The following is a 25,563-nucleotide window of genomic DNA, read 5'->3' on the forward strand; positions in this document are numbered from 1 at the left end:
ACCACCCGCTAAGCCTAAATACTTCCTGGTGACCGATAGCGGACTAGTACCGTGAGGGAAAGGTGAAAAGTACCCCGGGAGGGGAGTGAAATAGTACCTGAAACCGTGTGCCTACAATCCGTCGGAGCCTTTCGGGGTGACGGCGTGCCTTTTGAAGAATGAGCCTGCGAGTTAGTGCTGCGTGGCGAGGTTAACCCGTGTGGGGTAGCCGTAGCGAAAGCGAGTCCGAATAGGGCGGTTGAGTCGCGTGGTCTAGACCCGAAGCGGGGTGATCTAGCCATGGCCAGGGTGAAGCGTGGGTAAGACTGCGTGGAGGCCCGAACCCACCAGGGTTGAAAACCTGGGGGATGAGCTGTGGTTAGGGGTGAAAGGCCAATCAAACTCCGTGATAGCTGGTTCTCCCCGAAATGCATTTAGGTGCAGCGTCGTGTGTTTCGTGCCGGAGGTAGAGCACTGGATGGTCTAGGGGGCCCACAAGCTTACCGAAATCAACCAAACTCCGAATGCCGGTACGTGAGAGCGCGGCAGTGAGACTGCGGGGGATAAGCTTCGTAGTCGAGAGGGAAACAGCCCAGAACGCCGGCTAAGGCCCCTAAGTGTGTGCTAAGTGGGAAAGGATGTGGGGTCGCCCAGACAACCAGGAGGTTGGCTTAGAAGCAGCCATCCTTTAAAGAGTGCGTAATAGCTCACTGGTCAAGTGGTCCTGCGCCGACAATGTAGCGGGGCTTAAGCACACCGCCGAAGCCGTGTCATTCAGACTCAGGTCTGGATGGGTAGGGGAGCGTCGTGTGGCTGTTGAAGCGGCGGAGTGATCCAGCCGTGGAAGCCATGCGAGTGAGAATGCAGGCATGAGTAGCGAAAGCAGAGTGAGAAACTCTGCCGCCGGATGACCAAGGGTTCCTGGGCCAGGCTAATCCGCCCAGGGTAAGTCGGGACCTAAGGCGAGGCCGACAGGCGTAGTCGATGGACAACGGGTTGATATTCCCGTACCCGTGTGAACGCGCCCATGGCGAGGCTTGTGATGCTAACCGCCCAAAGCCGCTGGTGGACCTTCGGGTTTGCCGGTGTGTGGAGCGCGGGAACCGAACTTGTAGTAGTCAAGCGATGGGGTGACGCAGGAGGGTAGCTCCGCCAGTGAGTGGTAGTACTGGTGTAAGCGTGTAGGCCGACTGGTAGGCAAATCCGCCAGTCATGCAGGCTGAGACGTGATGCATAGCCGATTGAGGCGAAGTAGGGTGATCCCATGCTGCCGAGAAAAGCCTCTAGTGAGTGTTCATGCGGCCCGTACCCCAAACCGACACAGGTGGTCAGGTAGAGAATACCGAGGCGATCGGGCGAACTGTGGTTAAGGAACTCGGCAAAATGCCCCCGTAACTTCGGGAGAAGGGGGGCCGAGGGATTTGAAGCCCCTTGCGGGCTAGGATTTTTCGGCCGCAGAGACCAGCGAGAAGCGACTGTTTACTAAAAACACAGGTCCGTGCGAAGTCGCAAGACGATGTATACGGACTGACGCCTGCCCGGTGCTGGAACGTTAAGGGGACCGGTTAGCTCTTCGGGGCGAAGCTGAGAACTTAAGCGCCAGTAAACGGCGGTGGTAACTATAACCATCCTAAGGTAGCGAAATTCCTTGTCGGGTAAGTTCCGACCTGCACGAATGGCGTAACGACTTCTCGACTGTCTCAACCACAGGCCCGGCGAAATTGCATTACGAGTAAAGATGCTCGTTACGCGCGGCAGGACGGAAAGACCCCGGGACCTTTACTATAGCTTGGTATTGGTGTTCGGTTCGGCTTGTGTAGGATAGGTGGGAGACTGTGAAGCGGCCACGCCAGTGGTTGTGGAGTCGTCGTTGAAATACCACTCTGGTCGTACTGGATGTCTAACCTCGGTCCGTGATCCGGATCAGGGACAGTGCCTGGTGGGTAGTTTAACTGGGGCGGTTGCCTCCCAAAGGGTAACGGAGGCGCTCAAAGGTTCCCTCAGCCTGGTTGGCAATCAGGTGTCGAGTGCAAGTGCACAAGGGGGCTTGACTGTGAGACCGACGGGTCGAGCAGGGACGAAAGTCGGAACTAGTGATCCGGCCATGGCTTGTGGAAGCGTGGTCGCTCAACGGATAAAAGGTACCCCGGGGATAACAGGCTGATCTTGCCCAAGAGTCCATATCGACGGCATGGTTTGGCACCTCGATGTCGGCTCGTCGCATCCTGGGGCTGGAGTAGGTCCCAAGGGTTGGGCTGTTCGCCCATTAAAGCGGTACGCGAGCTGGGTTTAGAACGTCGTGAGACAGTTCGGTCCCTATCCGCCGCGCGCGTAGGATACTTGCGGAAGGCTGTCCCTAGTACGAGAGGACCGGGACGGACGGACCTCTGGTGTGCCAGTTGTCCCGCCAGGGGCATTGCTGGTTGGCTACGTTCGGAAGGGATAACCGCTGAAAGCATCTAAGCGGGAAGCTCGTTCCTAGATGAGGTATCCCACCCTTTGTGGGTTAAGGCCCCCAAGAGACGATTGGGTTGATAGGCCGGAGATGGAAGGTCGGTAACGGCTGGAGTTGACCGGTACTAATAGGCCGAGGACTTGTCACGAAGACGCTACGCATCCACTGTGCGGTTCTGAAGGAACCGAACCGACCACCTGGTCGACCGGCATGGGCCGGGGCGATGGGGTGCCGTGAGGTTGGTTATCTTCATAGTGTTTCGGTGGTCATGGCGGAGGGGGAACACCCGGTCCCATTCCGAACCCGGTAGTTAAGCCTTCCAGCGCCGATGGTACTGCACTCGTGAGGGTGTGGGAGAGTAGGACGCCGCCGAACATTCTTTCCCTGTGGGGCACCCGGTTTTCCGGGTGCCCCACAGGGCTTTTTGCGTTACCGTCCAGAGATGGCGGACGTCGCGAAGCACGACTTGACCACCTTCTGGTCCCTGACCGAGGGCTTCTTCACGGCGGACCCGGTTTTGCACACAGTCGCGATCGCCGCGGTGAAGCGCAGGCTGAACAACGCTCAACCCGTGGACGAGCCGTCGACCTGCGTCACGGTGACCGAGGACGGGGACTTGGTCGCCGCCGCGCTGCGCACCCCGCCGTGGCCGGTCACGTTGAGCGGTGTCCCGCCGCAGTGGGCTGCCGACGTCGCCGAAGCACTCGTCCAGGATGGCGAGCTGCCCGGAGCGAGCGGACCGCGTGACTCGGTTGAGGCGTTCGTCATCGCCTGGGTAGCTCGCACTGGGCGCAGCGCGCGCGAAGTCATGTCGCTGCGGCTCTACCGCTTGGAGGAACTGCGGGCCCCGGACGTGCCGGGGACCGCCCGCCGAGCCACGCTGGACGACGTCGACCTGCTGACCCGCTGGTACGAGGAGTTCAACGCCGAGGCGACCACCCACGTCACCCACGCCTCCGCGCGGCAGCTGGTCGGCGCGGGAATGCTCTCGGGCGGCGGCTACTTCATCTGGTCAGCCGAAGACGGCACCCCGGTCTCGTGGGCCGCCGCCAGCGCGCTGGCCTCCGGGATGTCGCGCATCGGTCCGGTCTACACGCCGCCCGAGCACCGCAGGCACGGCTACGGCGCGGCCATCACGGCGGCCTGTTCGACGTGGGCCGTGGAGCGGGGGGCTGAGCACGTGGTGCTGTTCGCCGACTTGGCGAACCCGGTGTCGAACTCGGTCTACCAGCGGATCGGCTTCCGCGTGGTGGGGGACGCCATCGAGTTCGCCTTCAGTCCCGCTGGTGGCTGAGCAGGTCACCCGGTTGGCAGTCCAGTGCCTGGCACAGCGCGGTCAGCGTGCTGAACCGGATCGCCCTGGCCCGCCCGTTCTTCAGGACCGACAGGTTGACCACGGTCACGCCGACGCGCTCGGACAGCTCGGTCAACGTCATGCCCCGCTCGGCGAGCAGCCGGTCGAGGTGCACCCGGATGGTCACACGGTCCCTTCGAGGTCTTCGCGCATCTCCGCGCTCGCGCTCATGATCCGCGCCAGGGACATCATGCCCAAGCCCACGAGCGGCGCCCACCACGGGAAGTCCCACACCGCGAACAGGTCGGGGCCGCCCAGGTCGCGGGTCACCGCGTGCTGGGGCAGGGAGCGCAGCGCCGCCGCCTCGACGAGGCTCGCGACCGGTGGCGCCACCAGGAGGTAGAGGCCGAACCGCCGCACTCGTGCCGCCGTGCCGACGGTGTGGACGCCGTCGGCAGCGGCCCGGCGCAGGAGGGCCAGCAGGAGGTACAGCGCGCCCGCCGTGCACAACAGCACCGGTGCTGCCACCAGGCAGCCGAGCACCCGCTCCCAGAGGGTCGGCTGGTCGAGGCAGACGCCGAAGTCCAGTCGGCTCACCCGCGCCCCCTGCCGGAGCGGGGAGGCGGGCTCCACCTCGGACGGGATGGTCCAGCCCGGCGCGGGAAAGCAGACGGAGCCGCGGAGGGAGCGGAACACGCCGAGCGCCGCGCCCGCGACGAGCACCAGGGCGGCCAGCGGGAACAGGAGCGACAACGTGCCGAACAGCGGTTGTAAGGGATCGCGCTCGCTCTTCGTGGTCACAACGCCCCCATATCGTTCTTCGATGTTATCGAGGAACGATAGCCTCGATGACCTGGCGCGTCACCGGGCGGTTGCGGGCGTGCGAGGAGAACACCAGGGACGTGGTCGTGTCGCCGTACCGCATGGCCTCCTCGACGAACACCTCCAGCTCCGCCATCGACCGGCACACCACGCGCAGCAGCCAGCAGTCGTCCCCGGTCACGTGGTCGGCGTCGCGGACGTGCGGCATGGTCACCACGCGCTCGCGGAACCGGGGCGTGTCGAGGCTGCGCACCCGCACCCGCACGATCGCCTCGATCGGCAGCCCGAGCCGCTGCGGGTCCACGGCGGCGGCGTACCCGGTGATCACGCCCGCCTGCTCCAGCCGTCGCACCCGCTCGGTGGTGGCGGGCGCGGACAGCGACACCCGCTTGGCCAGCTCGGTGAACGTCATCCGACCGTCTTCCTGGAGCAGTTCCAGGATCTTCCAATCCAGATCATCTAGTTCCACCGTGGAATCGTAAGCGGAAGACCGCTATCGCCTGGGGTTTCCACTGTGCTGGCGAGTCTTGTCGCAGCACGATCTACCCATGACCAACACACTGCGCTTCCCGCCCGCCGACCCCGCCGCCGCGGCCGCGTTCTTCGCTGGGGAACTGGCCTTCGAAGCCGACCCCGACGACGTGGTGCACGACCTCCGCGCCGGTGACGACGCCGGTTTCCGGCTGGTCGAGACCCGCAGCCGGGAGGCGTTCGCCCGCGTCCGCATCCCCGGCGCGGTCAACCTGCCGCACTGGGAGGTCGACGAGGCCGCCACCGCCGACTGGGACCGCGACCTGGTCTACGTCTGCTACTGCGAGAGCTCGCAGTGCAACGCCGCCACCAAGGGTGCGCTCGCGCTGTCCCGGCTGGGGTTCCGGGTCAAGCGGCTCTCGGGCGGCATCACGGCCTGGCAGGCGGCCGGTCACCCGGTGGAGGGTGACGCGGTGGAGGGTGAAGCGGAAGAAGCGGGTGCACCGCGCGGAATCGCTTGCCACTGCTGATTTACCCTCGGTCGGGTGACGCGACTGCTCGTGATCCAGCCCGGTGACGACGACCCGCCCACCCGCCTCGGTGACTGGCTGTCCAGCGCCGGGGCGGAGCTGGACGTGGTCCGGCCCTACGAGGCCCCGCTGCCCGACCTCGACGGCTACCGGGGTGTGGTGTGCCTGGGCGGGGCGATGGGCGCGCTGGACGACGCCGAGCACCCCTGGCTGGCCGACGTGCGGGCGCTGCTGTCCCGCGCGGTGGCGAAGAAGGTGCCGCTGCTGGCGATCTGCCTGGGCGCGCAGCTGCTGGCCGCGGCCACCGGCGGTCAGGTCCGGCGTGGCAGGCACGGTCCAGAGGTGGGCGTGCTGCTGGTGGCCAAGCGCGACGTGGCGGGTCGCGATCCGCTGTTCGCCGACCTGCCGTGGACGCCGGACGTGCTCCAGTTCCACGAGGACGAGATCAGCTTGCTGCCGCCCGCCGCGGAGCTGCTCGCCTCCTCGCCCAAGTACGCCAACCAGGCATTCCGGGTCGGGGAGAGCGCCTACGGATTGCAGTTTCACATCGAAACTACTTCGGAGATGGTGCTCGGCTGGGCCGCGAACTCACCCGACGCGGCCGCGTGCGCGCGACCGGGTCAGCTCGACCCCGACCAGTTGGACCAGGGGCATGCCGACATCGCCGAGGTGTGGCGACCCTTCGCCGAGCGGTTCGTCCGGTTGGCGGCGGGCGAGCTTGCTCCGGCTGGCCGTGGCGTGGGCCTGCCGCTGGTGTGACGAACGTCCGCTGATCGGAACCTCCGACGGGTCGTCTGTTCACCGGTACGCCCGGTAGCGTTCACCCACGACTGTGTCGTTTCAGACGGAGGAATCAGCGTGGATGCCTCGCTCCTCGTCATCATCGTGGTCGTCACGGCGTTGGCGTTCGACTTCACCAATGGCTTCCACGACACGGCCAACTCGATGGCCACCTCGATCGCGACGGGCGCGCTGCGCCCGCGCACCGCGGTGGCGTTCTCGGCGGTGCTGAACCTGGTCGGCGCGGTGCTGTCGGTCGAGGTGGCCAAGACGATCTCCGGCGGCATCGTGGACGACGCCCTGATCACCCCGGCGGTGGTGTTCGGCGGCCTGGTCGGGGCGATCCTGTGGAACCTGGTCACCTGGTACGTGGGCCTGCCCTCCAGTTCGTCGCACGCCCTGTTCGGCGGTCTGATCGGCGCCACCTGGATCGCCTCCGGCACGGACGCGGTGCACTTCGCCAAGGTGGTGGACAAGGTCGTCGCGCCCGCGGTGGCCGCGCCGCTGGTGGCGGGCATCGTCGCGCTGCTGGCCACCCGGTTGACCTACCGGCTGACCAAGGGGGTCAGCCGGTCGGTGTCCGACCGGGGCTTCAAGGCCGGGCAGATCGCCTCGGCCGCGCTGATGTCGCTGGCCCACGGCACCAACGACGCGCAGAAGACCATGGGCATCATCACGCTGACGCTGATCACCTCCGGGATGCTGGCGCCCGGCGCGGCCCCGCCGCTGTGGGTGGTGCTGAGCGCGGCCATCGCCATCGCGCTGGGCACCTACCTGGGTGGCTGGCGCATCACCCAGACCCTGGGCAAGGGGCTGACCACCATCGAGGCGCCGCAGGGCTTCGCCGCGCAGACCAGCGCGGCCACGGTCATCCTGGCCTCCTCGCACCTGGGCTTCGCGCTGTCGACCACGCACGTCGCCTCCGGCGGCATCATGGGCTCCGGCCTGGGGCGGCAGCCCGGCGGCGTGCGGTGGAGCGTGGCGGGCCGGATGGCGATGGCGTGGCTGCTCACCCTGCCCGCCGCGGGCGTGGTCGGCGCGATGGCGGGCAAGGTGGCCTCCACCGGCACCCTCGGCGTGATCGCGGTGGCCGTGCTGGGCGTGGCCATCGCAACCCTGATCTACCTGCTGTCGCGACGCGAGCCCGTGCGGCCCGAGCACGTGGTGGACGAGATCGCGGCGCAGGCCGAGACCCACAAGGTGGCGGCGTGACGATCGACTGGGCGGCACTGGGCTCCGTGTTCGGCGTGAGCCTCGTGGCGGTGCTGGCGCTGGTGACCCTGTTCGCGGGCGGATTGCGCGCGCTGACGGCGCGGGAGGCGGCGCGCTCGCGCGGCGGCTCCGGCACGGCGGGCACCGCGACGGCCACCGCCTGCCTGACCGCGTGCGTGATCGTGGTGTTGTTCGGGATCTACTTGATCGTGGCCGGCTGAGCCGTCCCCCTCCAGGCCCGGCGGACTACGGTGTTCGTCGATGACCGATCCAGTGCGCATCCCCCTGTCACCCGCCCGGTTCGGGCTGACCGAGGCGCGCGGCGGGGAGCACCTGCGCGCGGCCGGGTGGTGGACCGAGCGCGGCCCCACCGAGGGCAGCGAGCCCGTCCTGGCGGCGCTGTCCCGCAGCCCCGACCCGGACCTGGCGCTGCGCGGCGTCGACCGGCTGCGCGAGGCGCTGGGTGAGGACTGGTCCGAGCTGGCCGAGGCGCTGCGCGAGGACGCGGTGCTGCGCGGCAGGCTGCTCGCGGTGCTCGGCTCCTCCACCGCGCTGTCGGACTTCCTGGTCGCCAATCCCACCCGGTGGCGGTCGCTGACCGACGCCGACCGGGTCGATCCCGCGACCTTCGCGCCGCTGCTGGTCGACGCCGCCGTGAACGGGGACGACGCGGTCAAGTCGCTGCGGCTGGAGTACCGGGGGCTGCTGTGCCGGATCGCCGCGGAGGACCTGGCGCACGTCGTCGAGCCGGAGCTGCCGTACGTGCACTACGACGACGTGGCGGCGCTGCTGTCCGACCTGGCCGACGCGGCGCTGCGGGCCGCGCTGGAGGTCGCCCAGGCGCGGGTGCCGCGCTCGGGGGAGTGCTCGCTCGCGGTGATCGCGATGGGCAAGTGCGGCGCGCGCGAGCTGAACTACGTCAGCGACGTGGACGTGGTGTTCGTCGGCGAGGGCGACCTGGGCGTGGCCACCAGGGTGGCCAGCACGCTGATGCAGGTCGCGGGCCAGGCGTGCTTCGAGGTGGACGCGGCGCTGCGGCCGGAGGGCAAGGCGGGGGCGCTGGTGCGCACCCTGGACGGGCACGCCTCCTACTACCGCCGGTGGGCGCGGACCTGGGAGTTCCAGGCGCTGCTCAAGGCCCGCCCGGTGGCGGGCGACCGGGAGCTGGGGCGGCGCTACCTGGAGGTGGTCCGGCCGCTGGTGTGGACCGCGGCCGAGCGCGAGGACTTCGTGCCCGACGTGCGGGCGATGCGCCGCCGCGTCGAGGACCACGTGCCCGCCGACCGGACCGACCGGGAGCTCAAGCTGGGCCGGGGCGGCCTGCGCGACGTGGAGTTCGCCGTGCAGCTGCTGCAACTGGTGCACGGGCGCGGCGACGAGGAGCTGCGCATCAGCACCACCACGCAAGCGCTCGCGGCGCTGGGGCGCGGCGGCTACGTGGGCCGCTCGGACGCCGCCGACTTCGGCCGCGCCTACCGGTTCCTGCGCACGCTGGAGCACCGGTTGCAGCTGCAGCGACTGCTGCGCACCCACCTGTTCCCCGCCGACGACGACGAGGCGGGCCTGCGCTGGCTGGCCCGCGCCACCGGCATCCAGGCCGAAGGCGGCCTGTCCGAGGCGCAGGTGCTGCTCGCCGAGTTCCGCAGGCGCGCCAACCAGGTGCGCAGGCTGCACGAGAAGCTGTTCTACCGGCCGCTGCTGCAGGCCGTGGCCAACGTGCCCAGCGAGGCGCTGCGGCTGACCACCAAGCAGGCCGCCGCCCGGCTGGCCGCGCTGGGCTACGCCGCCCCGGACGGCGCGCTCAAGCACATCGAGGCGCTGACCAGGGGGGTGTCCCGGCGGGCGCGCATCCAGGGCGCGCTGCTGCCGGTGCTGCTGGACCTGCTGGCGACCACCCCCGACCCCGACGGCGGCCTGCTGGCCTACCGGCGGGTCTCCGAAGCGCTCGCCGAAACCCCCTGGTACCTGCGGCTGCTGCGGGACGAGGGCGAGGTGGTGGAGCGCCTGGCCACGCTGCTGGGCACCTCGAAGCTGGTGCCGGACCTGCTGGTGCGCGCGCCGGAGGTGCTGCGGCTGCTGGCCGACACCGGGGAGCTGACCGGGCGAGACCCGATCACCATCGGCAACCCGCTGCGCAGCGCCGTGTCCCGGCACAACGACCCCGAGCGCGCGGTCACCGCGGCCCGGTCGCTGCGCAGGCACGAGCTGCTGCGGGTGGCGGCGGCGGACCTGCTCGGGCTGGTGCCGCTGCGCACGGTGTGCGTGTCGCTGTCCGAGGTCTGGGTGGCGGTGCTGGGGGCTTCGCTGGACGCCGTGGTGCGGGCGGGCGGCGCGCGCCCGGCGCGGATCGCGGTGATCGGCATGGGCAGGCTCGGCGGGCGGGAACTGGGCTACGGGTCGGACGCGGACGTGATGTTCGTGTGCGAGCCGGAGCCGGGGGTCAGCGACGCGGAGGCGGCCCGCTACGCGTCCTCGGTCGTGGAGCGGGTGCGGCGGCTGCTCAGCGCGCCCAGCCAGGACCCGGCGCTGCAGGTCGACGCCGACCTGCGGCCCGAGGGGCGGCAGGGGCCGCTGGTGCGCACCCTGGACTCCTACCGGGCCTACTACGCCCAGTGGTCCGAGCTGTGGGAGGCGCAGGCGCTGCTGCGGGCCCGGTTCATCGCGGGCGACGCCGACCTCGGGCGGCGGTTCATCGAGCTGGTCGACCCCATCCGGTACCCGGCGGGCGGGCTGGACGCGACCTCGGTGCGGGAGATCCGGCGGATCAAGGCGCGGGTGGAGGCCGAGCGGCTGCCGCGCGGCGCGGACCCGTCCACCCACACCAAGCTGGGCCGAGGCGGCCTGGCCGACGTGGAGTGGACCGTGCAGCTGCTGCAGCTGCAGCACGCCGCCGAGGTGCCGTCGCTGCGCACCCCCTCCACCGTGCGCGGCCTGCGCGCCGCCGCCGAGGCCGGGCTGCTGCCCGAGTCCGACGCGGCGGAGCTGCTGGAGGCGTGGACCCTGGCCACCAGGGCGCGCAACGCCGTGGTGCTGGTCCGCGGCAAGCCCGGCGACCAGCTGCCCACCGCGGGCCGCGACCTGGCCGGTGTGGCGGCGGTGATGGGCCACCCGCCGGGCACCGACCCCGGCGAGTTCGTCGAGCACTACCGCCGCACCGCGCGGCGCGCGCGGGCGGTGGTCGAGCGCGTCTTCTACGGCTCCTAGACACTGGAGCCGTGAAAGCGATCGCGCAGAACCAGTTCGGCGACCCCGAGGTGCTCCAGCTCCAGGACCTGCCCGACCCGGCGATCGGCCCGGACCAGGTGCTGGTGCGGGTGCGGGCCGCCGGGGTGAACCCGGTGGACGCGCTGGTGCGCAAGGGGTACTTGAGAACCGCGATGCCGCACCACTTCCCGCTGGTCCCCGGTTGGGACGTGGCGGGCGTGGTGGAGGCGGTCGGCCCGGCCGTCGAGGGCTTCGCGCCCGGTGACGAGGTGTTCGGGTACCAGCGCAAGGACCACGTCCAGCACGGCACGTACGCCGAGCTGGTCGCGGCCACCGAGCGGGGGCTGGCGCACAAGCCCGCCGCGCTGTCGTTCGAGCAGGCGGGCGGCCTGGCGCTGACCGGCCTGACCGCGGTGCAGTCGCTGCGCAAGGTCGGCGTGGGGGAGGGCGACACGGTCCTGGTGCACGCCGCGGCGGGCGGCGTGGGGCACCTTGCGGTGCAGGTGGCCCGCCTGCTGGGCGCGCGCCGGGTGATCGGCACGGCGTCGCCGCGCAACCACGACTTCCTGCGCTCGCTGGGCGCGGAGCCGGTGTCCTACGGGGACGCCCTGCTGGACAACGTGGCCGACGTGCTCGGCGACGACGTGGTGGACGTGGCGTTCGACTGCGTCGGCGGACACGCGCTGAGCGACTCGTTCACCCTGGTGAGCGACCCGGCCAGGGTGGTGTCCATCGTGGACCTGAACGTGCTGGAGCTGGGCGGCACCTACGCCTACGCCAAGCCGGTCCAGGCGGACCTGCGCTGGCTGGCCGACCGCGCCGAGGAGGGCGCGCTGCGGGTGGAGGTGCAGCGGACGTTCCCGCTGGAGCGCGCCGCCGAGGCGCACCGGCTGCTGGAGGGCGGCCACGTGCGCGGCAAGGTCGTGCTGGTGGTGTGAGGGGGCGGGCGGGCCCGCCCCCTCACCAGGCTCACTCCTCGTCGACTGCGGGCACCGAGGTGAGGATCTCGACGACCCACTCCTCGACGAAGGTGTCGTCGGACTCCTCGTCCGGCACGAGCCGGTTGGACACCCTGACGCCCAGGCCGAGCACGTCGGCGGCGCTGATCGCCTCGATGGCCTCGGCGGCGGAGTCGAAGATGTTGGTGGACAGCACCTGAGCGGTGGTTGCGACGTCATCAGACACGGCGCGACCCTAACCGCCCGCCCCGGCGGGCGCCGCGCAGCCCCGGCGCCCGCCGCGGGTTCGCCTGCTCGCCGCCTGCTGGTCAGGGGGTGTTTTCCCACGCGACGCATTGACTGAGAGTGGTCTTCACGTCGAAACTGTGTCCACTCCTGGGGGAGTGCCCACGCACGCGTGCGCCCGGACGAAGGACGTCATGGACGACGAGAGCCATCGCAAGAACAGCAGTGCCGCGTTGAAGATCGCCTTGGTCGCGCTGGGTGTCCTGGTGCTGCTCGGAGTGGTCCAAGCCGCCACCGCGGGCACCGTCGGCATCGGCGCGCTCAGCATCCAGCTGCGCGACGAGCCCGCCCCGACGACGACCCAGCGCACCGCGCTGCCCGGCGCGGGGCTGGAAGCCGCCCTCGGTGGGGCCACCACCGACGGCGACGTCCCGACCAGCGCCCCGGAGAAGGTGGTCACCGGCTCCTGGAAGCAGGCGCGCGGGCTGCTCACCGTCGAGGTCACCAAGGTGGAGAGCGTGAGCGGGCGGCTGCGGGTGCACGTGACGGCCATAAACGCCAGCACCTCGAAGATGGACATGCCGCTGGCCTCCGTCTCGGCCACCGACGACGCCGGGCTGGACTACACCGCGTCGCTGTCGACCAGCAAGTGGTCGGCGTCGGTGCCCAAGGGCAACAGCACCTCCGGCTACCTGGAGCTCAACCAGCGGCCCGGCCCGGACAGCGGGGTGCTCACCCTGACCTTCGCGGGCATCGTCGGCCAGCTCGCGCCGACCGGCGGCTCGGTGAGCGTGTCGGGCATCCCGCTGCCCAAGTGACCCTTCGCCGCCGGGTCGGGGCCGCTAGGCCAGCGGAGCCGACCGGGCGCAGGCCGCGTCCACCGAGGCGCGGCACCGGTCGGGCTCGTCCCCCGCGCTGACCAGCAGCGCGATCAGCATGGCCGGGCAGTGGTCGAACGCCTCCGAGGACAGCGGACCGGTGGCGACCAGGGAAGCCAGCCCGTGGGCGATGGCCCAGCTCTGCGTGGCCAGGTCGCGCGCGACCACGTCGGCGCGGAAGCGGCCCGCCTCCTGGCCCCGCACGACGGCCCGGACCAGGTAGTCCAGCGTGTCGTCGGCGGCCTGGGCGTCTTCGAGCTCGAAGTTCGCGTCGAACATGACCCGGTACAGGTCGGGGTTCTCCAGCGCGTTGCGCAGGTAGGCGATGACCAGGGTGGCCAGGTCCTGCACCGGGTCCTCGGAGGTCTCCACCGCCGCGAACCCGACCGCCAGGCGGGTGAAGCCCTCCTGGCGCAGGGCCTTCCACATGCCGTCCATGCTGCCGAAGTGGGTGTAGACGGCCATCGTCGACACGCAGGTCCCCGCCACCAGCGAGCGCAGCGTGATGGGCTCGCGCGTGCGCAGCATCTGCGCGGCCCGCTCGATCAGCAAGGTGCGCACCGCCGGGTCCTTCGTCCTGCCCATGGCGTCAGGCTACCGGGGTGATTTGATGCATAGCATTGCAATGCTATAGTTCGGGCAACCGAACCTACGAGGAGTTGGCATGGCCATCACGCTGGTGAACCCCGAAGGACTGCCGAAGGTCGACGTCTACCGGCAGGTCGCGGTCGCCACCGGGTCGAAACTGGTCTTCATGGCCGGTCAGGTCTCCTGGGACGCCGAGGGCCGCACGATCGGCGAGGGCGACCTGGCCGCCCAGGTCGAGCAGTGCTACCTCAACGTCGCCACCGCCCTGGCGGGCGTCGGCGCGACCTTCGACAACGTGGTGAAGCTGACCGTCTACGTCGTCGACTGGACCCCCGACAAGATGCCCCTGTTCCTGGAGGGGGCCTCCCGCGCCGCCGCCAAGCTCGGCGTCACCCCGGTCCCGCCGGGCACCCTGATCGGCGTCGCGGCGCTGGACGTGCCCGAGCACCTGGTCGAGATCGAGGCCACCGCCGTCCTGGACTGAGCGGACGACGTGCGAAGGCCGGGGGCCGGGTGACCGCTGCGGTCACCCGGCCCCCGGCCTTCACGTCCGGTTCGGTGCGGTGTCAGCTCGCCCAGTACGAGATGTGGCCGAACGTCACGGGACCCCTGAGGTCGGACGGCCACGCGATCTTCACCTTGCCCGCCAGCTTGCCCTTGCCCGGCAGGTCGAAGGAAATCCCGGTGGGGGTCACGCTCGGGCCGGAACTCGGCGTCGCGGCGTAGACCACCGCCGAGTGCTGGCTGTTGACCGGCACTTCGACGTACTCGGGCTTGCGGCCGACGGTGAGGGCGACGTCGAGTTCACCCTTGGCGTCGAAGAACCGCACGTTGCTCAGAGGGCCGCCGATCTTGCAGCTCACGCCCTCCTTGGCGGCCAACTCGATGATGAACAGCTTGCTGCCGCTGTTCGGCGAGTGTCCGTCGTGAGCCCTGACGTTCAGATCCGCGTCGGTGCACCACGGGACGTCGGAGTTCGCGGACTGCGCGTTGCCGGCAGAGGCCGCAGAGGTACCCGCGACGGCCAGGAGGGCGGCGCTGGTCAGCGCGGCGGCGGTCAAGGTCTTGCGGAACACGTTCACGTGTCTCCTGAATCTGGTGAATTATTTCCCTTGCACTCCAACTGACGTCTCGGTTTTTCCTGAGGTTGCTGCAACACTAAAAATTAGAGGCATTCGGATCACCGTGTTGGGCTTCTCGGAGCAACCGGGCCCGCGCGTCTGGCTCGGCGCACCGATCACCCGTCACAGCGTCGTCGTGGGTCGACGCTGATCCACGTCTGACGGCCTGGAGACGGCCTGATCACGGAGGAAGGCGTCAGCATCGAGCACTCGCCGAGTACCTGGGCCGCGCTCGACAAGGTGTTCGGGGAGAAGACGGCGTGACCGCTGGAACGACTGAGGGCCGGGTGACTGGTTCAGTCACCCGGCCCTCAGCCCGCACACTCAGCTCAGTGCACCGATCACACGTCGTAGTACAGCGCGAACTCGTAGGGGTTCGGGCGCAGGCGCAGCGGGTCGATCTCCTGCTCGCGCTTGAACGAGATCCAGGTGTCGATCACGTCCGGGGTGAACACGCCGCCTTCGAGCAGGAACTCGTGGTCGGCCTCCAGGTTGTCCAGCACCGCGTCCAGCGTGGCCGGGACCTGCTTGACGTCGCGGGCCTCCTCCGGCGGCAGCTCGTAGAGGTCCTTGTCGATCGGGGCGGGCGGCTCGATCTTGTTCTTCACGCCGTCCAGGCCCGCCATCACCATGGCGGAGAAGGCCAGGTACGGGTTGCCCGACGAGTCGGGGCAGCGGAACTCGATGCGCTTGGCCTTGGGGTTGTTGCCGGTGATCGGGATGCGCACGCACGCGGAGCGGTTGCGCTGCGAGTACACCAGGCTGACCGGGGCCTCGTAGCCGGGCACCAGGCGGTGGTAGGAGTTCACCGTCGGGTTGGTGAACGCCAGCAGCGACGGCGCGTGGTGCAGGATGCCGCCGATGTAGTGGCGCGCGGTGTCGGACAGGCCCGCGTAGCCGGACTCGTCGTGGAACAGCGGCTGGCCGTCCTTCCACAGCGACTGGTGGGTGTGCATGCCCGAGCCGTTGTCGCCGAACAGCGGCTTCGGCATGAAGGTGACGGTCTTGCCCGCCTGCCACGCGGTGTTCTTGATGATGTACTTGAACAGCATCAGGTCGTCGGCGGCGTGCAGCAGGGTGTTGAACTTGTAGTTGATCTCCGCCTGGCCCGCGGTGCCGACCTCGTGGTGGGCGCGCTCCACGGAGAAGCCGTTGCTCTCCAGGTTCAGCACCATCTTGTCGCGCAGGTCGGCGTAGTGGTCGGTCGGCGTGACCGGGAAGTAGCCGCCCTTGTACTTGACCTTGTAGCCGCGGTTGCCGCCCTCTTCCTCGCGGCCGGTGTTCCACCAGCCGGAGATCGAGTCGATCTCGTGGAACGAGGCGTTGGCGGTGGTGTCGAAGCGGATGGAGTCGAAGATGTAGAACTCCGCCTCGGCGCCGAAGTACGCGGTGTCGGCGATGCCGGACTCGGTGATGTACTGCTCGGCCTTGCGCGCGATGTTGCGCGGGTCGCGGCTGTAAGCCTCGCGCGTGAAGGGGTCGTGCACGAAGAAGTTGACGATCAGCGTCTTCTCGATCCGGAAGGGGTCGAGGCGCGCGGTGTAGAGGTCGGGCAGCAGCAGCATGTCCGACTCGTGGATGGACTGGAAGCCGCGCACCGACGAGCCGTCGAAGGCCAAGCCCTCGGTGATGGCGTCGGCGTCGAAGGCCGCCGCGGGCAGCGTGAAGTGCTGCATGACGCCGGGCAGGTCGCTGAACCGGACGTCGACGAACTTCACGCCCTCGTCGGAGATGAACTTCAGGACCTCGTCGGGATTCTTGAACACCCTCGTCGACTCCTCTGCTGCGGTGGGGGCGTGGTGGTGCGCCGCTGCCTGGCGCGGCCTGCCATCGCGGCGACCGTATGACCGCGGTGTTGCCCGGCAATCACCCTGGTGTTTCGCCAGTGTTAACGGGGCGCTCCCACCGGGCAACCCGGCCGCCCGGTCCTCACCCGCTGAGAGCGGCTTACTCTGGAGGGGTGAGCAGGTGGACCGGTTCGTGGCTTTCAGGACCTCGCGCGGCGCTCGAGCCGGGCGCCGACTCCGGTGACGGCACCGGGCAGCGGTGGAAGGGCGAGCGGCTCGGCCTGCCCGAGTCCGGTCCGGGCTCCATCGCCCCCACCGGCCGCCGCGCGCTGGCGATCCTGGTCGACTTCCTGCTCTCCGCGGGCGTCGCGGGCCTGTTCACCTACCCCGAACTGCCGCGCAACTGGAGCCTGCTGGCCTGGTTCGCCATCACCACCATCGCGGTCGCCTTCTTCGGCTTCACCCCCGGCCACGCGCTGTTCCGCCTGCGCGTCGCGCGCGTCGACGGTGTCGCGCTGGTCGGCCTGCCAGGGGCGGCCCTGCGGACCGCCCTGATCTTCCTGGTCATCCCCGCCGTGGTGTGGGACGCCGACGGCCGGTGCCTGCACGACAAGGCGTCCAGGACCGTGGTCGTGCGGATGTGACCGGTCGCGTCAGCGGCGGCGCATGGCGCGCTGGACGTTGCGCATCTTGGCGCCCTGCGGGAGCGGGCCCTTGGGCATCGCCGCACCGCGGCTGGCCAGCGCGGTGAGCCGGTTCTCCATGGTGTCGACCTGGGCGGCGGAGATGTTGCGCGGCAGCTTCATGAGGTGGGCCTGCAGCTTGCGCAGCGGCACCTGGCCCTCCTCGGCGCCCACGACCACGTCGTAGATCGGGGTGTCGCCGACCACCCTGGCGACCCGCTTCTTCTCCTGCGCGAGCAGGCCCTTGACCCGGTGCGGAGCGCCCTCGGCGACCAGCACGACACCGGGCCTGCCGATCACGCGGTGCACCATGTCGCCGCTGGTGGTGCCCGCCACCGCCTGGGTGACCCGCCACCGGCCGCGCATGTTGTCCAGCGCCCACGCCGCCGCGCCGGGCTGGCCGTCGGCCTTGGCGTAGACGTTGCGCTGCACCCGGCGGCTGAACACGATCACCGCGAGCAGCGCGCCCACCGCGATGCCCAGCGGCAGGAACACCCACTGCAGGTCCCAGATCAGGCCCAGCAGGAACGCCAGCGCGATCGCGCCGAGGAACGCCGCCAGCATCCACGGCACCAGCGCCTTGTCCTCGCGACGCTGCACCTTGAACGCCTCGAGGATCTGCCCGCGCCTGGCGCGCGATGCCTCGCGCCGCGCCTTCGCCGCTTCCTTGCGGGCCGCCTTGTCCTGCTTTCCAGCCATACCGCCCAGGATACGGCGAGCCCTCTCGCCCCAACACGGGAGGAGGCGGCGGGAATGCGAGGATGCTGCCCATGGACCGGCTGCTGGAGGGACTCGACCCGGAACAGCGCGCCGCGGTCGAAGCGCCGCGCGGTCCGGTCTGCGTGCTGGCGGGTGCGGGCACGGGCAAGACGCGCACGATCACCCACCGCATCGCGTACCTGGTGCAGCGCGGTCACGTCGCGGCGGGCCAGGTGCTGGCGGTCACCTTCACCGCGCGGGCGGCGGGGGAGATGCGCACCCGGCTGCGCGCGCTGGGCGTGTCCGGAGCGCAGGCCCGCACCTTCCACGCCGCCGCCCTGCGCCAGCTGCGCTACTTCTGGCCGAGGGTGGTCGGCGGCGAGCAGTGGCAGCTGGTCGACCGCAACAAGCTGCGGCTGATCGCCCAGGCGGCCAACCGCGCGGGCCTGTCCACCGAGTCGGACTCGCTGCGCGACCTGGCCGGTGAGATCGAGTGGGCCAAGGCGTCGCTGATCACCCCGGAGGACTACCCGGCCGCCGCGGCGCGGACCCACCGCGACACCCCGGCGCCCGCCGAGCGCGTCGTGCAGGTCTACCAGGGCTACGAGCAGCTGAAGAACACCGCGCAGCTGCTGGACTTCGACGACCTCCTGCTGCACACCGCGGCGGCGCTGGAGGAGCACGGCGACGTCGCCGAGGAGTTCCGCGACCGCTACCGCTGCTTCGTGGTCGACGAGTACCAGGACGTCACGCCGCTGCAGCAGCGCGTGCTGGACGCCTGGCTCGGCGCGCGCGACGACCTGACCGTGGTCGGCGACGCCAACCAGACCATCTACTCCTTCGCGGGCGCCTCCCCGCGCCCGCTGCTGGACTTCCCGCGCCGCTTCCCCGAGGCGACGGTGGTGCGGCTGGAGCGCGACTACCGCTCCACGCCGCAGGTCGTCGCGCTGGCCAACGAGGTCATCAAGTGGGCGCGCGGCCGTCCGGCGGGCTCCCGGCTGCGGCTGATCGGGCAGCGCCCGGACGGCCCGCAGCCCCGGTTCGCCGAGTTCGACGACGAGCCCGCCGAGGCCGCGGCCGTCGCGCAGCGGGCGCGGGCGCTGCTGGACGAGGGCGTGCCCGCCAGCGAGATCGCGGTCCTGTACCGGGTCAACGCCCAGTCCGAGGTCTACGAGCAGGCGCTGGCCGAGCTGGGCATCCCCTACCAGGTGCGCGGCGGCGAGCGGTTCTTCCAGCGCGCCGAGGTCCGCCAGGCGATGATCGCGCTGCGCACCGCGGCGGCGCACCAGCCCTCCGGCGAGCTGCCCAAGGTGGTGCGCGAGGTGCTGGCGGGCGTCGGCCTGACCGACGAGCCGCCCGCGGGCGGCGCGGCGCGGGAGCGGTGGGAGTCGCTGCTGGCCCTGGTCGAGCTGGCCGAGGAGCTGACCACCGCGGTCGAGGGCGCGGACCTGCCCAAGTTCATCGCCGAGCTGGACATGCGGGCCGAGGCCCAGCACCCGCCGACGGTGGAGGGCGTGACGCTGGCGTCCCTGCACGCCGCCAAGGGCCTGGAGTGGGACGCGGTGTTCCTGGTGGGCCTGGTCGAGGGCACGGTGCCGATCCAGCACGCCGACGGCGACGAGGCCGCGGTCGAGGAGGAGCGCAGGCTGCTCTACGTGGGCGTCACGCGCGCACGCGAGCACCTGTGGCTGTCGTGGGCGCTGGCGCGGGCCGCGGGCGGGCGCCGCTACCGGCGGCGCAGCAGGTTCCTGCACGGGCTGGTCCCCGAGGACCACCCGGCCGCGCGGGCGGTCCGGCGCGAGCCGTCGCAGCGCAAGCCGAAGCCGCAGTGCCGGGTGTGCGGCTCGCAGCTGCTGGAGTCCAGGGCGGTCAAGCTCGGCCGGTGCGCGAGCTGCCCGTCGGACCTGGACGAGGAGCTGCTGGAGAAGCTGCGCTCGTGGCGGGCGGGCCGGGCGCGCGAGCTGAAGGTGCCTGCCTACGTGGTGTTCACCGACGCGACCCTGGTGGCGATCGCCGAGCAGCGGCCGACCGACGTCGCGGGCCTGGTGGCGATCGCGGGCATCGGCGCGGCGAAGCTGGACCGCTACGGCGACGACGTCCTGGCCATTGTCCAGGGCAAACGCTGAAATCTCACCCGATCGACAGGTATTTGGAAAAACCGGTTGCACCGTGTACGGCGGGGGTCATAACCTGCTGAGGCCGGGCGCGGAGCGCCCGCTGGGGAATCAAGAACCGCTCGGGACGAGCGCGCGAGGGAGGTGACCGGTCGTGAACGCACTCCAGTGCTTCTGGACGCCCGGTTACCGGCTGACCGAGGGCGTCATCGTCATGCCGGCCGCGGTTCACGTCGCGGGGGACAAGTCTGCCCGCGATCGCCGCGCTGTCAAGAGCGTTGAGCGAGCTCTGCCGATCCTGGTGCAGGCCACCGAGCCGCACGCTGTCCCTACTCAGATCGTTGCGCCGTCCGCGCGAGAGCGAAGTACCTGACACACCTGTAGTCAGGCCACCAGCTCACGAAGGCCGCGGACCCGTAACCGGATCCGCGGCCTTCGTGTTTTGTCCGACAACTGTCGCACGACCAAACCCCATCGCAAGACCGTGACAGGAGTGCACCTGATGTTGTCCGCGACCGTTCCCATAACCGGAACGCTGTCCACCGAGCCGGACCTGGCGGGGCAGGGCGTGGCCGCCCTGATCGACACCGCGCCGGGGGCGGGCTTGGCGCTGCCCTGCCGCACCAACGACCCCGACCTGTGGTTCGCCGACGCACCCGCCGACCTGGAGCAGGCCAAGAAGTTCTGCGCGACCTGCCCGGTGATCGCCGAGTGCCTGGCCGGGGCGCTGGCCCGGCACGAGCCCTGGGGGGTCTGGGGCGGCGAGATCTTCGAGCGCGGCGCGGTGATCGCGCGCAAGCGTCCCCGTGGGCGCCCGCGCAAGGACGCCGCACCCGTTGTTCCCGCGGCGCCCGCCGCGACCGTTGTCCGGGGGGCTACCGACCAGGAGGCCGCCGCGTGACCACGTTCAGCTCCACCACCGCCACCGCCGATGTTCTGACCGCCGACCTGAACCCCAGGGGGAACCCCATGTTGCTCGAAGAAAACCTGGCCAGATCCCGAATGCGCGAGGCGGAGATATCCGCCGAGCGGCAACGGCTGGCCCACCGGCTCGTCGTCGCCCGCAGGTGGCGGCGACTGGCCGGGTGGGCCGAGCGCAGGGCCGCTCTGAAGGCTCGCGCGCTGTGACGCCGTGACGGTGATGCCGTGACGGTGATGCCGTGATGCCGGGTGCCCGCCCTCCCCGTTCCAGTGGAAGGGCGGGCACCGCGCGTCGGTACCGTGCTCGGTGTGGCAGCTCACACCCATGACGGCATCGACTGGTCATCGCGGCTGGTCGCGATGCGACGCAACGACGAACTGGACGCCGAGGCCCTGCACGTGGTCGCGCGCAGGCTCGTGCGCCCTCTGCCGGACAACCCGACCGTGGTCGACGTCGGCTGCGGCGCGGGCGGCATGAGCGTGCCGCTGGTCGAAGCGCTGGCCGCGCGCGGCGGCGGCACCGTCGTGCTGGTGGACGCCGTGCCGGAACTGCTCGACGCGGCGGTCACCGCGGCCCGCGCGGCCGCGACCTACTCCACCGACGCCGCCGTCCGCGTGCGCCCCGTCCTGGCCGACATCGCCACCGAGCGCCCGGCCGAGTTCGCGAGCCCGGCCGACCTCGTGTGGGCCTCTCGGGTCGTGCACCACCTCCCTGACCAACGTGCCTGCGTGCTGGGTCTGATCGACGCCCTCGCCCCCGGTGGCAGGCTCGCCCTGGCCGAGGGCGGCCTGGAGGGCCGGTTCCTGCCGTGGGACCTCGGCGTCGGCGAACCCGGCCTGGAGGACCGCCTCGCCGCCGCCCGCGCCCAGTGGTTCCTGCGGATGCGCGAGAACATGCCCGGCAGCGTGCGGCTGACGGTCGGCTGGAACACCGTGCTGGCCGAGGCGGGCCTGCTCGACGTCACCGCGTTCAGCTACCTGGTCGACCACCCCGCGCCCGCCAAGCAGGCGGTCCGGGACTGGGCGGTGGAGCGCCTGCGGTGGCTGGCCGACGCTGCCGGCGACCTGCTGCACCCCGCCGACCGGCAGTCGGTGCGGCGCCTGCTCGACCCGCAGGACCCGGCGTACGTCGGGCTGCGCGACGACGTGTTCCTGCTGCTCGCGCAGACGGTCCACGTGGGACGCAAGCCGTGACCGCCACCTGCTCCCGCTGCGGGCGCCCGCGCACCGGGGAGCCCGCCGAACTGCTCGCCTGGGTGCGCGAGCGGGACCGGGGCGCCGACCGGTGGCTGTGCCCGCCCTGCGCCCGCGCCCACGTCCGCGACATCGAGGGCAAGCTGCCGGCCGAGTACTGGTGAGCCCGGTGGGGACCCTCAGGGGGCACGGGCGTTCGACTCGCGGGAGGTGAGGGCGCGCAGGGCGGAGCGGGGAGCGGCGGCACCGCGCTTGCTGCCCGCGTCCAGCTCGGCGAGCAGGGCGGGCACGCCGCACAAGCCTGCGCGCACCACCGCGCCCAGCAGCTGGTGCACGCGCAGCGGCTGGGGTTCGCGGCGGACCGCGTCCAGGACCGCCCTGGCCGCGCCCGCCAGCGCCAAGCCGTCGCGGACCACCGCCGTCGGCAACCGCGTGGTGCGCTCCAGGAACACGTAGTCGTGCCCCGTCAACCGCCTGCCCTCCGGTTGCAGCACGTGCACCCGATCCGGCTCGGGCAGGTGTGAAAGGCCCTGTTCGCGCAGGGCGTGAACACCGGTGATGACCGCACCCGGACCGGCGTAGACCAGGGCCGCGCGCAGCCGCTGCGCGCGGGTCGGCGGACCGGCGCTGAGCAGCAGCACCCCCGGCAGGATGCGCTGCCACGGCCCGCCGGGGCGGCACCTGAGGTCGATCTGGTGGCCGGTCACGCCCGCCGCTCGCAGGTCCGCCGTCCGGATCACGTCATCGGTCATGCCCCGATCCTGCGGCGGAGCGGACCCCGTGACCAGCGCCGTCGGTCAACCTGTGGACAACCGGCACCCCTGTGGACAACTGCCTGTGGACAACTCCAGCCGTCGGACGATGTCAGTCGTCGAAGCCCGGCTGCCACTTCGCCACGATGGCCCGCGCGGGCACCTCGGCGTCGAGCTGGCACAGGATGCCCGTCGCGCCCAGCGTCACCCGGTGGATCAGCAGGTACTGCGGCGGCAGGTTCAGCGACCGGCCCGTCTGCGAGTCCGGGCTGCGCAGGTCGCCCACCCGCTCCGCCTGCGACTGCAACCACCGGCGGGTGAAGTGGAACCGCTCGGTGCGCAGCGGCTCGACGAACGGTCCCAGGTAGGCCAGCACGTCCTCGCCGTGCAGCTCGGTGCCCGGCCGGATGAAGTGCTCCGAGCGCAGCAGCTCCACCAGGTCGTCGGGACGGCCCTCCAGCGCCAGCCGGGTCATCAGGCCCAGCGTCTTGGGCAGGCCGTCGGGCAGCCTGGCCACCGCGCCGAAGTCGATCACGCGCAGCCTGCCGTCCGCGCCGAGCAGGAAGTTGCCGGGGTGCGGGTCGGCGTGCAGCAGCCCCGCGCGGCTGGGCGAGGAGAAGTGGAACTGCGACAGCAGCCTGCCCGCCAGGTCGCGCTCGGCCCGCTCGCCGTCGCGGATGATCGAGGCCAGCGGCTTGCCGTCGATCCACTCGCTGACCACGACCTTGGGCGAGCTGGCCACCACCTTGGGCACCAGCACCTCCGCGTCGCCCGCGAACGCCTTGGCGAAGGCCCGCTGGTTGTCCGCCTCGGTGCGGTAGTCCAGCTCCTCGACCATGCGGTCGCGCAGCTCCTCCAGCAGCGGCTTGACCTCCGCGCCCGGCACCACCGCCTGCAGCACCCGGCTGAACCGCAGCAGCTGCCGCAGGTCCGCCTGCAACGCCTCGTCCGCGCCGGGGTACTGCACCTTCACCGCCACGTCCCGGCCGTCGTGCCAGACCGCGCGGTGCACCTGGCCGATGCTCGCCGAGGCCGCCGGGTGGTCGTCGAACTCGGCGAACCGCTTGCGCCAGCCCGCGCCCAGCTGCTCGGCCAGCACCCGGTGCACGGTGCGCGCGGGCATCGGCGGCGCCGCGGACTGGAGCTTGGTCAGCGCCTCGCGGTAGGGCGCGGCCAGCTCGTCGGGCACCGCCGCCTCGAACACGCTCAACGTCTGGCCGAACTTCATCGCGCCGCCCTTGAGCTGCCCGAGCACCGCGAAGACCTGCTCCGCGGTCTTGGCCGAGACCTCGGCGCTGACCTCCTCGGAACTGCGGCCTGCCAGCCGCTTGCCCCAGCCGCCCACGACCCGGCCCGCCACCCCGAGCGGGAGGCTGGCCAGCTTGGCGGTGCGCTGCACGGCCTTGCGCGGGATCTCGTCCACCCGATGATTCTCCCCTCGACCGGGAAGCGGCCGCAGTGCTCCCTCCCCAAAACCTACACACGCGCCCGCGCGGCGATCCCGCTCACCGGCGCGCGCGGCACTCGCAGCGGGGGTGCGCGGGGGCGGGCACCCGCTCGACCGCGCCGTTCCAGGCGTCGACCTCCAGCGTGCCGTCCCAGGTGGCGGGCTGGGCGCGGGTCAGCTCCTCGTGGTCGAGCGCGAGCAGCGCCTGCGCCGCGGCCAGGCCCGCGGTGACGCTGGTGGTGGCCTGGTCGGCGTGCTGGACCCGGTCGGCCAGCTGCGCGGCGATCAGCGGCCACGCCCCGTCCTCGTCGGCTTTGCGCAGGTCGGCGCAGCGCAGGCAGCTCGACCGGCCCGGCACCACCAGCGGGCCCACCACCCCGAGGCCCTCGCGGACCCGCACGGCCAGGTGGGTCGTGCCCTCCAGCACCAGCGCGTGCACCAGGTCCGGTCGGGGTACCAGGGCGTCGGCCAGCACCACCAGGTCGGGCGCCCTGGTCGCGACGCCGGTGCGGACCGAGGCGGACGCCCGCCGCACCACCTCGCGCGCCACCTCCCGCCGGGGCCTGCCCACGTCCGCGTCGGGATAACCGGGTCCGGTGTCCTCGGCGCCGACCTGGCCGTGGGTGGCCACGTGCACCCGGCCCACGCCCGCGGACGCCAGCAGCCCCGCGACGGCCACGGCGAGCCCGCCGTCGCCGTGCACCACCACGCAGCGCTGCGCCCGCGTCGCGGCCAGCTGCGGCGCGGGGCGGCCGGTGCGCAGCGCCCAGCCGGTCGCCTCGGCGGTCAGCCGGGGGTGCGGCGGGGGCGCCGCCTCCTCCAGCAGCCCCCGGCCTGCCAGCCAGCGCAGCACCTCCAGCAGCTCGTCGGCCTGATCGGCGTGCTCGGCGAGGCTTTCGCCCAGCTCAGCGGTGGTGTGCTGGCCGGAGAGGGCGAGCAGGGCGGCGGCCAGCGGCGCGCGCACCTCCTCCACCACGAGCGCGTGCCTGGGGTCGACGCCGATCTGCAGCACCCCGGCCGCCCGGCGCAGCACCGGGATGCCCGGCAGCACCCTGGGGCGGTTGGGAACGTCCATGCCCTCCACCTTGGCGGTCCCGCCGACCAGCGCGAAACGGCTGTCCACAGGCGCGGGCGGCATCCACAGGCAGCGCGACCGGGGGTTGACGGGGTGGCCGGGTGCGCGCTACCCCGGCCACCGCCCGCGTCAGACCCCGGCCTTGCCGAGGATGCGGGTCACCGTGGTCCCGCAGACGGGGCACTTGCCCTTGGCCATCCGGCGGTTGTTGCTCTCGGTCACCTCACCGGTGAAGTCCCGCTTCTCGCGGCACTTCACGCAGTAGCCGTTGTAGGTCTCGGCCACGCCGTCCTCCTGCGATTCGGGAACGCGGCGCATCCACGCCGCGCTCCGGGGCTGCGCAGCACGCTACCTCCGGTGAGCCGATGCCGCT

28 protein-coding genes and 2 rRNA genes (1 of these 30 running past the window's edge) are annotated in these 25,563 nt (G+C 71.1%); 18 read left to right on the plus strand and 12 right to left on the minus strand.

What is annotated here, in order from left to right:
- From JOF41_RS00010 to JOF41_RS00020, 3 genes are all read left to right on the plus strand, one after another.
- Positions 1–2,582, plus strand: a 23S ribosomal RNA gene (locus tag JOF41_RS00010); it begins 498 nt to the left of the window's first position.
- Positions 2,583–2,692: 110 nt separating this feature from the next.
- Positions 2,693–2,809, plus strand: a 5S ribosomal RNA gene (gene rrf, locus JOF41_RS00015).
- 67 nt (positions 2,810–2,876) lie between these two features.
- Positions 2,877–3,728 (plus strand): GNAT family N-acetyltransferase, encoded by an 852-nt coding sequence (locus JOF41_RS00020; RefSeq protein WP_189222542.1) that lies wholly within the window; start codon positions 2,877–2,879, stop codon positions 3,726–3,728.
- On the opposite strand, the gene JOF41_RS00025 is transcribed toward JOF41_RS00020, so the two are convergent.
- Genes JOF41_RS00025 through JOF41_RS00035 form a run of 3 tightly spaced genes read right to left on the minus strand, consistent with a single transcriptional unit; the run spans position 3,709 to position 5,019 of the window.
- Positions 3,709–3,915 (minus strand): helix-turn-helix domain-containing protein, encoded by a 207-nt coding sequence (locus JOF41_RS00025; protein WP_189222541.1) that lies wholly within the window; start codon positions 3,913–3,915, stop codon positions 3,709–3,711. The genes JOF41_RS00020 and JOF41_RS00025 overlap by 20 nt on opposite strands.
- Complete coding sequence (locus JOF41_RS38060) at positions 3,912–4,529, minus strand: DUF2975 domain-containing protein (RefSeq protein WP_209615098.1); 618 nt, start codon at positions 4,527–4,529, stop codon at positions 3,912–3,914. Before JOF41_RS38060 ends, JOF41_RS00025 begins: the two co-directional genes overlap by 4 nt.
- A gap of 25 nt (positions 4,530–4,554) precedes the next feature.
- Positions 4,555–5,019, minus strand: coding sequence for an Lrp/AsnC family transcriptional regulator (locus tag JOF41_RS00035; protein WP_189222539.1), 465 nt, complete (start codon positions 5,017–5,019; stop codon positions 4,555–4,557).
- A gap of 79 nt (positions 5,020–5,098) precedes the next feature.
- Between JOF41_RS00035 and JOF41_RS00040 the strand changes: the two genes are divergently transcribed.
- The 6 genes from JOF41_RS00040 (at position 5,099) to JOF41_RS00065 (ending at position 11,685) form a co-directional block, all read left to right on the plus strand.
- Positions 5,099–5,551 carry a rhodanese-like domain-containing protein gene (locus tag JOF41_RS00040; protein WP_209615102.1) on the plus strand — a complete coding sequence of 151 codons (453 nt, stop codon included), beginning with the start codon at positions 5,099–5,101 and terminating at the stop codon, positions 5,549–5,551.
- Positions 5,552–5,566: 15 nt separating this feature from the next.
- The gene (locus JOF41_RS00045) at positions 5,567–6,310 is read left to right on the plus strand and encodes a type 1 glutamine amidotransferase (RefSeq protein WP_209615105.1); all 744 of its coding nucleotides are present in this window, start codon (positions 5,567–5,569) and stop codon (positions 6,308–6,310) included.
- 99 nt (positions 6,311–6,409) lie between these two features.
- Entirely contained in the window at positions 6,410–7,543 is a 1,134-nt protein-coding gene (locus JOF41_RS00050) for an inorganic phosphate transporter (RefSeq protein WP_189222536.1), read from the plus strand.
- A complete protein-coding gene (locus JOF41_RS00055; protein WP_189222535.1) occupies positions 7,540–7,764 on the plus strand; it encodes a hypothetical protein in 225 nt (74 codons plus the stop codon). Before JOF41_RS00050 ends, JOF41_RS00055 begins: the two co-directional genes overlap by 4 nt.
- A gap of 40 nt (positions 7,765–7,804) precedes the next feature.
- Entirely contained in the window at positions 7,805–10,747 is a 2,943-nt protein-coding gene (locus JOF41_RS00060; protein WP_209615108.1) for a bifunctional [glutamine synthetase] adenylyltransferase/[glutamine synthetase]-adenylyl-L-tyrosine phosphorylase, read from the plus strand.
- Between the two features lie 11 nt (positions 10,748–10,758).
- Positions 10,759–11,685, plus strand: coding sequence for an NADP-dependent oxidoreductase (locus JOF41_RS00065; protein WP_189222533.1), 927 nt, complete (start codon positions 10,759–10,761; stop codon positions 11,683–11,685).
- Positions 11,686–11,716: 31 nt separating this feature from the next.
- Here the strand turns inward: JOF41_RS00065 and JOF41_RS00070 are convergent, their stop codons facing one another.
- The gene (locus tag JOF41_RS00070) at positions 11,717–11,932 is read right to left on the minus strand and encodes a hypothetical protein (protein WP_189222532.1); all 216 of its coding nucleotides are present in this window, start codon (positions 11,930–11,932) and stop codon (positions 11,717–11,719) included.
- 193 nt (positions 11,933–12,125) lie between these two features.
- Between JOF41_RS00070 and JOF41_RS00075 the strand changes: the two genes are divergently transcribed.
- Positions 12,126–12,749 carry a hypothetical protein gene (locus JOF41_RS00075; RefSeq protein WP_209615111.1) on the plus strand — a complete coding sequence of 208 codons (624 nt, stop codon included), beginning with the start codon at positions 12,126–12,128 and terminating at the stop codon, positions 12,747–12,749.
- A gap of 24 nt (positions 12,750–12,773) precedes the next feature.
- Here the strand turns inward: JOF41_RS00075 and JOF41_RS00080 are convergent, their stop codons facing one another.
- Positions 12,774–13,394, minus strand: coding sequence for a TetR/AcrR family transcriptional regulator (locus tag JOF41_RS00080; RefSeq protein ID WP_189222530.1), 621 nt, complete (start codon positions 13,392–13,394; stop codon positions 12,774–12,776).
- 79 nt (positions 13,395–13,473) lie between these two features.
- Between JOF41_RS00080 and JOF41_RS00085 the strand changes: the two genes are divergently transcribed.
- Positions 13,474–13,881: a RidA family protein gene (locus tag JOF41_RS00085; protein WP_189222529.1), complete on the plus strand. Its 408-nt coding sequence runs from the start codon at positions 13,474–13,476 to the stop codon at positions 13,879–13,881.
- Between the two features lie 82 nt (positions 13,882–13,963).
- Here the strand turns inward: JOF41_RS00085 and JOF41_RS00090 are convergent, their stop codons facing one another.
- A complete protein-coding gene (locus JOF41_RS00090; protein WP_209615114.1) occupies positions 13,964–14,479 on the minus strand; it encodes a hypothetical protein in 516 nt (171 codons plus the stop codon).
- A gap of 380 nt (positions 14,480–14,859) precedes the next feature.
- Positions 14,860–16,284 carry a type I glutamate--ammonia ligase gene (glnA, locus tag JOF41_RS00095; RefSeq protein WP_189222527.1) on the minus strand — a complete coding sequence of 475 codons (1,425 nt, stop codon included), beginning with the start codon at positions 16,282–16,284 and terminating at the stop codon, positions 14,860–14,862.
- Between the two features lie 194 nt (positions 16,285–16,478).
- Here glnA and JOF41_RS00100 point away from each other — a divergent pair, with 194 nt between their 5' ends.
- Positions 16,479–16,949 carry an RDD family protein gene (locus JOF41_RS00100; protein WP_209615119.1) on the plus strand — a complete coding sequence of 157 codons (471 nt, stop codon included), beginning with the start codon at positions 16,479–16,481 and terminating at the stop codon, positions 16,947–16,949.
- Positions 16,950–16,958: 9 nt separating this feature from the next.
- On the opposite strand, the gene JOF41_RS00105 is transcribed toward JOF41_RS00100, so the two are convergent.
- Positions 16,959–17,687, minus strand: a complete 729-nt coding sequence (locus JOF41_RS00105) for a DUF4191 domain-containing protein (protein WP_189222525.1) — start codon at positions 17,685–17,687, stop codon at positions 16,959–16,961.
- Between the two features lie 62 nt (positions 17,688–17,749).
- Between JOF41_RS00105 and JOF41_RS00110 the strand changes: the two genes are divergently transcribed.
- From JOF41_RS00110 to JOF41_RS00135, 6 genes are all read left to right on the plus strand, one after another.
- On the plus strand, positions 17,750–19,813 hold the full coding sequence (locus tag JOF41_RS00110) for an ATP-dependent DNA helicase UvrD2 (RefSeq protein ID WP_372448458.1): 2,064 nt from the start codon (positions 17,750–17,752) through the stop codon (positions 19,811–19,813).
- Positions 19,814–19,955: 142 nt separating this feature from the next.
- A complete protein-coding gene (locus JOF41_RS00115; protein ID WP_189222523.1) occupies positions 19,956–20,174 on the plus strand; it encodes a hypothetical protein in 219 nt (72 codons plus the stop codon).
- 129 nt (positions 20,175–20,303) lie between these two features.
- Positions 20,304–20,702, plus strand: a complete 399-nt coding sequence (locus JOF41_RS00120) for a WhiB family transcriptional regulator (protein ID WP_229795250.1) — start codon at positions 20,304–20,306, stop codon at positions 20,700–20,702.
- Positions 20,699–20,929 (plus strand): putative WhiB-interacting protein, encoded by a 231-nt coding sequence (locus tag JOF41_RS00125; protein ID WP_209615123.1) that lies wholly within the window; start codon positions 20,699–20,701, stop codon positions 20,927–20,929. The genes JOF41_RS00120 and JOF41_RS00125 overlap by 4 nt, the downstream gene beginning before the upstream one ends.
- 102 nt (positions 20,930–21,031) lie before the next feature.
- The gene (locus tag JOF41_RS00130; protein WP_189222521.1) at positions 21,032–21,916 is read left to right on the plus strand and encodes a class I SAM-dependent methyltransferase; all 885 of its coding nucleotides are present in this window, start codon (positions 21,032–21,034) and stop codon (positions 21,914–21,916) included.
- Positions 21,913–22,080: a hypothetical protein gene (locus JOF41_RS00135; protein WP_189222520.1), complete on the plus strand. Its 168-nt coding sequence runs from the start codon at positions 21,913–21,915 to the stop codon at positions 22,078–22,080. Before JOF41_RS00130 ends, JOF41_RS00135 begins: the two co-directional genes overlap by 4 nt.
- Positions 22,081–22,095: 15 nt before the next feature.
- On the opposite strand, the gene JOF41_RS00140 is transcribed toward JOF41_RS00135, so the two are convergent.
- The 4 genes from JOF41_RS00140 to JOF41_RS00155 form a co-directional block, all read right to left on the minus strand.
- A complete protein-coding gene (locus tag JOF41_RS00140) occupies positions 22,096–22,668 on the minus strand; it encodes a hypothetical protein (RefSeq protein WP_209615126.1) in 573 nt (190 codons plus the stop codon).
- A 112-nt stretch (positions 22,669–22,780) separates the two neighbouring features.
- Positions 22,781–24,091 (minus strand): ABC1 kinase family protein, encoded by a 1,311-nt coding sequence (locus tag JOF41_RS00145; protein ID WP_189222518.1) that lies wholly within the window; start codon positions 24,089–24,091, stop codon positions 22,781–22,783.
- Positions 24,092–24,173: 82 nt separating this feature from the next.
- Positions 24,174–25,190 carry a TOMM precursor leader peptide-binding protein gene (locus JOF41_RS00150; protein WP_209615129.1) on the minus strand — a complete coding sequence of 339 codons (1,017 nt, stop codon included), beginning with the start codon at positions 25,188–25,190 and terminating at the stop codon, positions 24,174–24,176.
- A gap of 129 nt (positions 25,191–25,319) precedes the next feature.
- A complete protein-coding gene (locus JOF41_RS00155) occupies positions 25,320–25,508 on the minus strand; it encodes a DUF5679 domain-containing protein (protein ID WP_189222516.1) in 189 nt (62 codons plus the stop codon).
- Between the last annotated feature and the right edge of the window lie 55 nt (positions 25,509–25,563).

It is taken from the genome of Saccharothrix coeruleofusca (assembly GCF_017876325.1).
GTDB lineage: Bacteria > Actinomycetota > Actinomycetes > Mycobacteriales > Pseudonocardiaceae > Actinosynnema > Actinosynnema coeruleofuscum.

Excerpts from the sequence above, each read along its gene's own strand:
- JOF41_RS00060 (WP_209615108.1), top strand. The coding sequence starts at position 7,805 with ATGACCGATCCAGTGCGCATCCCCCTGTCACCCGCCCGGTTCGGGCTG.
- JOF41_RS00150 (WP_209615129.1), bottom strand. The coding sequence starts at position 25,190 with ATGGACGTTCCCAACCGCCCCAGGGTGCTGCCGGGCATCCCGGTGCTG.
- JOF41_RS00110 (WP_372448458.1), top strand. The coding sequence starts at position 17,750 with ATGCTGCCCATGGACCGGCTGCTGGAGGGACTCGACCCGGAACAGCGC.
- JOF41_RS00140 (WP_209615126.1), bottom strand. The coding sequence starts at position 22,668 with ATGACCGATGACGTGATCCGGACGGCGGACCTGCGAGCGGCGGGCGTG.
- JOF41_RS00020 (WP_189222542.1), top strand. The coding sequence starts at position 2,877 with ATGGCGGACGTCGCGAAGCACGACTTGACCACCTTCTGGTCCCTGACC.
- JOF41_RS00085 (WP_189222529.1), top strand. The coding sequence starts at position 13,474 with ATGGCCATCACGCTGGTGAACCCCGAAGGACTGCCGAAGGTCGACGTC.
- JOF41_RS00105 (WP_189222525.1), bottom strand. The coding sequence starts at position 17,687 with ATGGCTGGAAAGCAGGACAAGGCGGCCCGCAAGGAAGCGGCGAAGGCG.
- JOF41_RS00075 (WP_209615111.1), top strand. The coding sequence starts at position 12,126 with ATGGACGACGAGAGCCATCGCAAGAACAGCAGTGCCGCGTTGAAGATC.
- JOF41_RS00155 (WP_189222516.1), bottom strand. The coding sequence starts at position 25,508 with ATGCGCCGCGTTCCCGAATCGCAGGAGGACGGCGTGGCCGAGACCTAC.
- JOF41_RS00080 (WP_189222530.1), bottom strand. The coding sequence starts at position 13,394 with ATGGGCAGGACGAAGGACCCGGCGGTGCGCACCTTGCTGATCGAGCGG.
- JOF41_RS00040 (WP_209615102.1), top strand. The coding sequence starts at position 5,099 with ATGACCAACACACTGCGCTTCCCGCCCGCCGACCCCGCCGCCGCGGCC.
- JOF41_RS00120 (WP_229795250.1), top strand. The coding sequence starts at position 20,304 with ATGTTGTCCGCGACCGTTCCCATAACCGGAACGCTGTCCACCGAGCCG.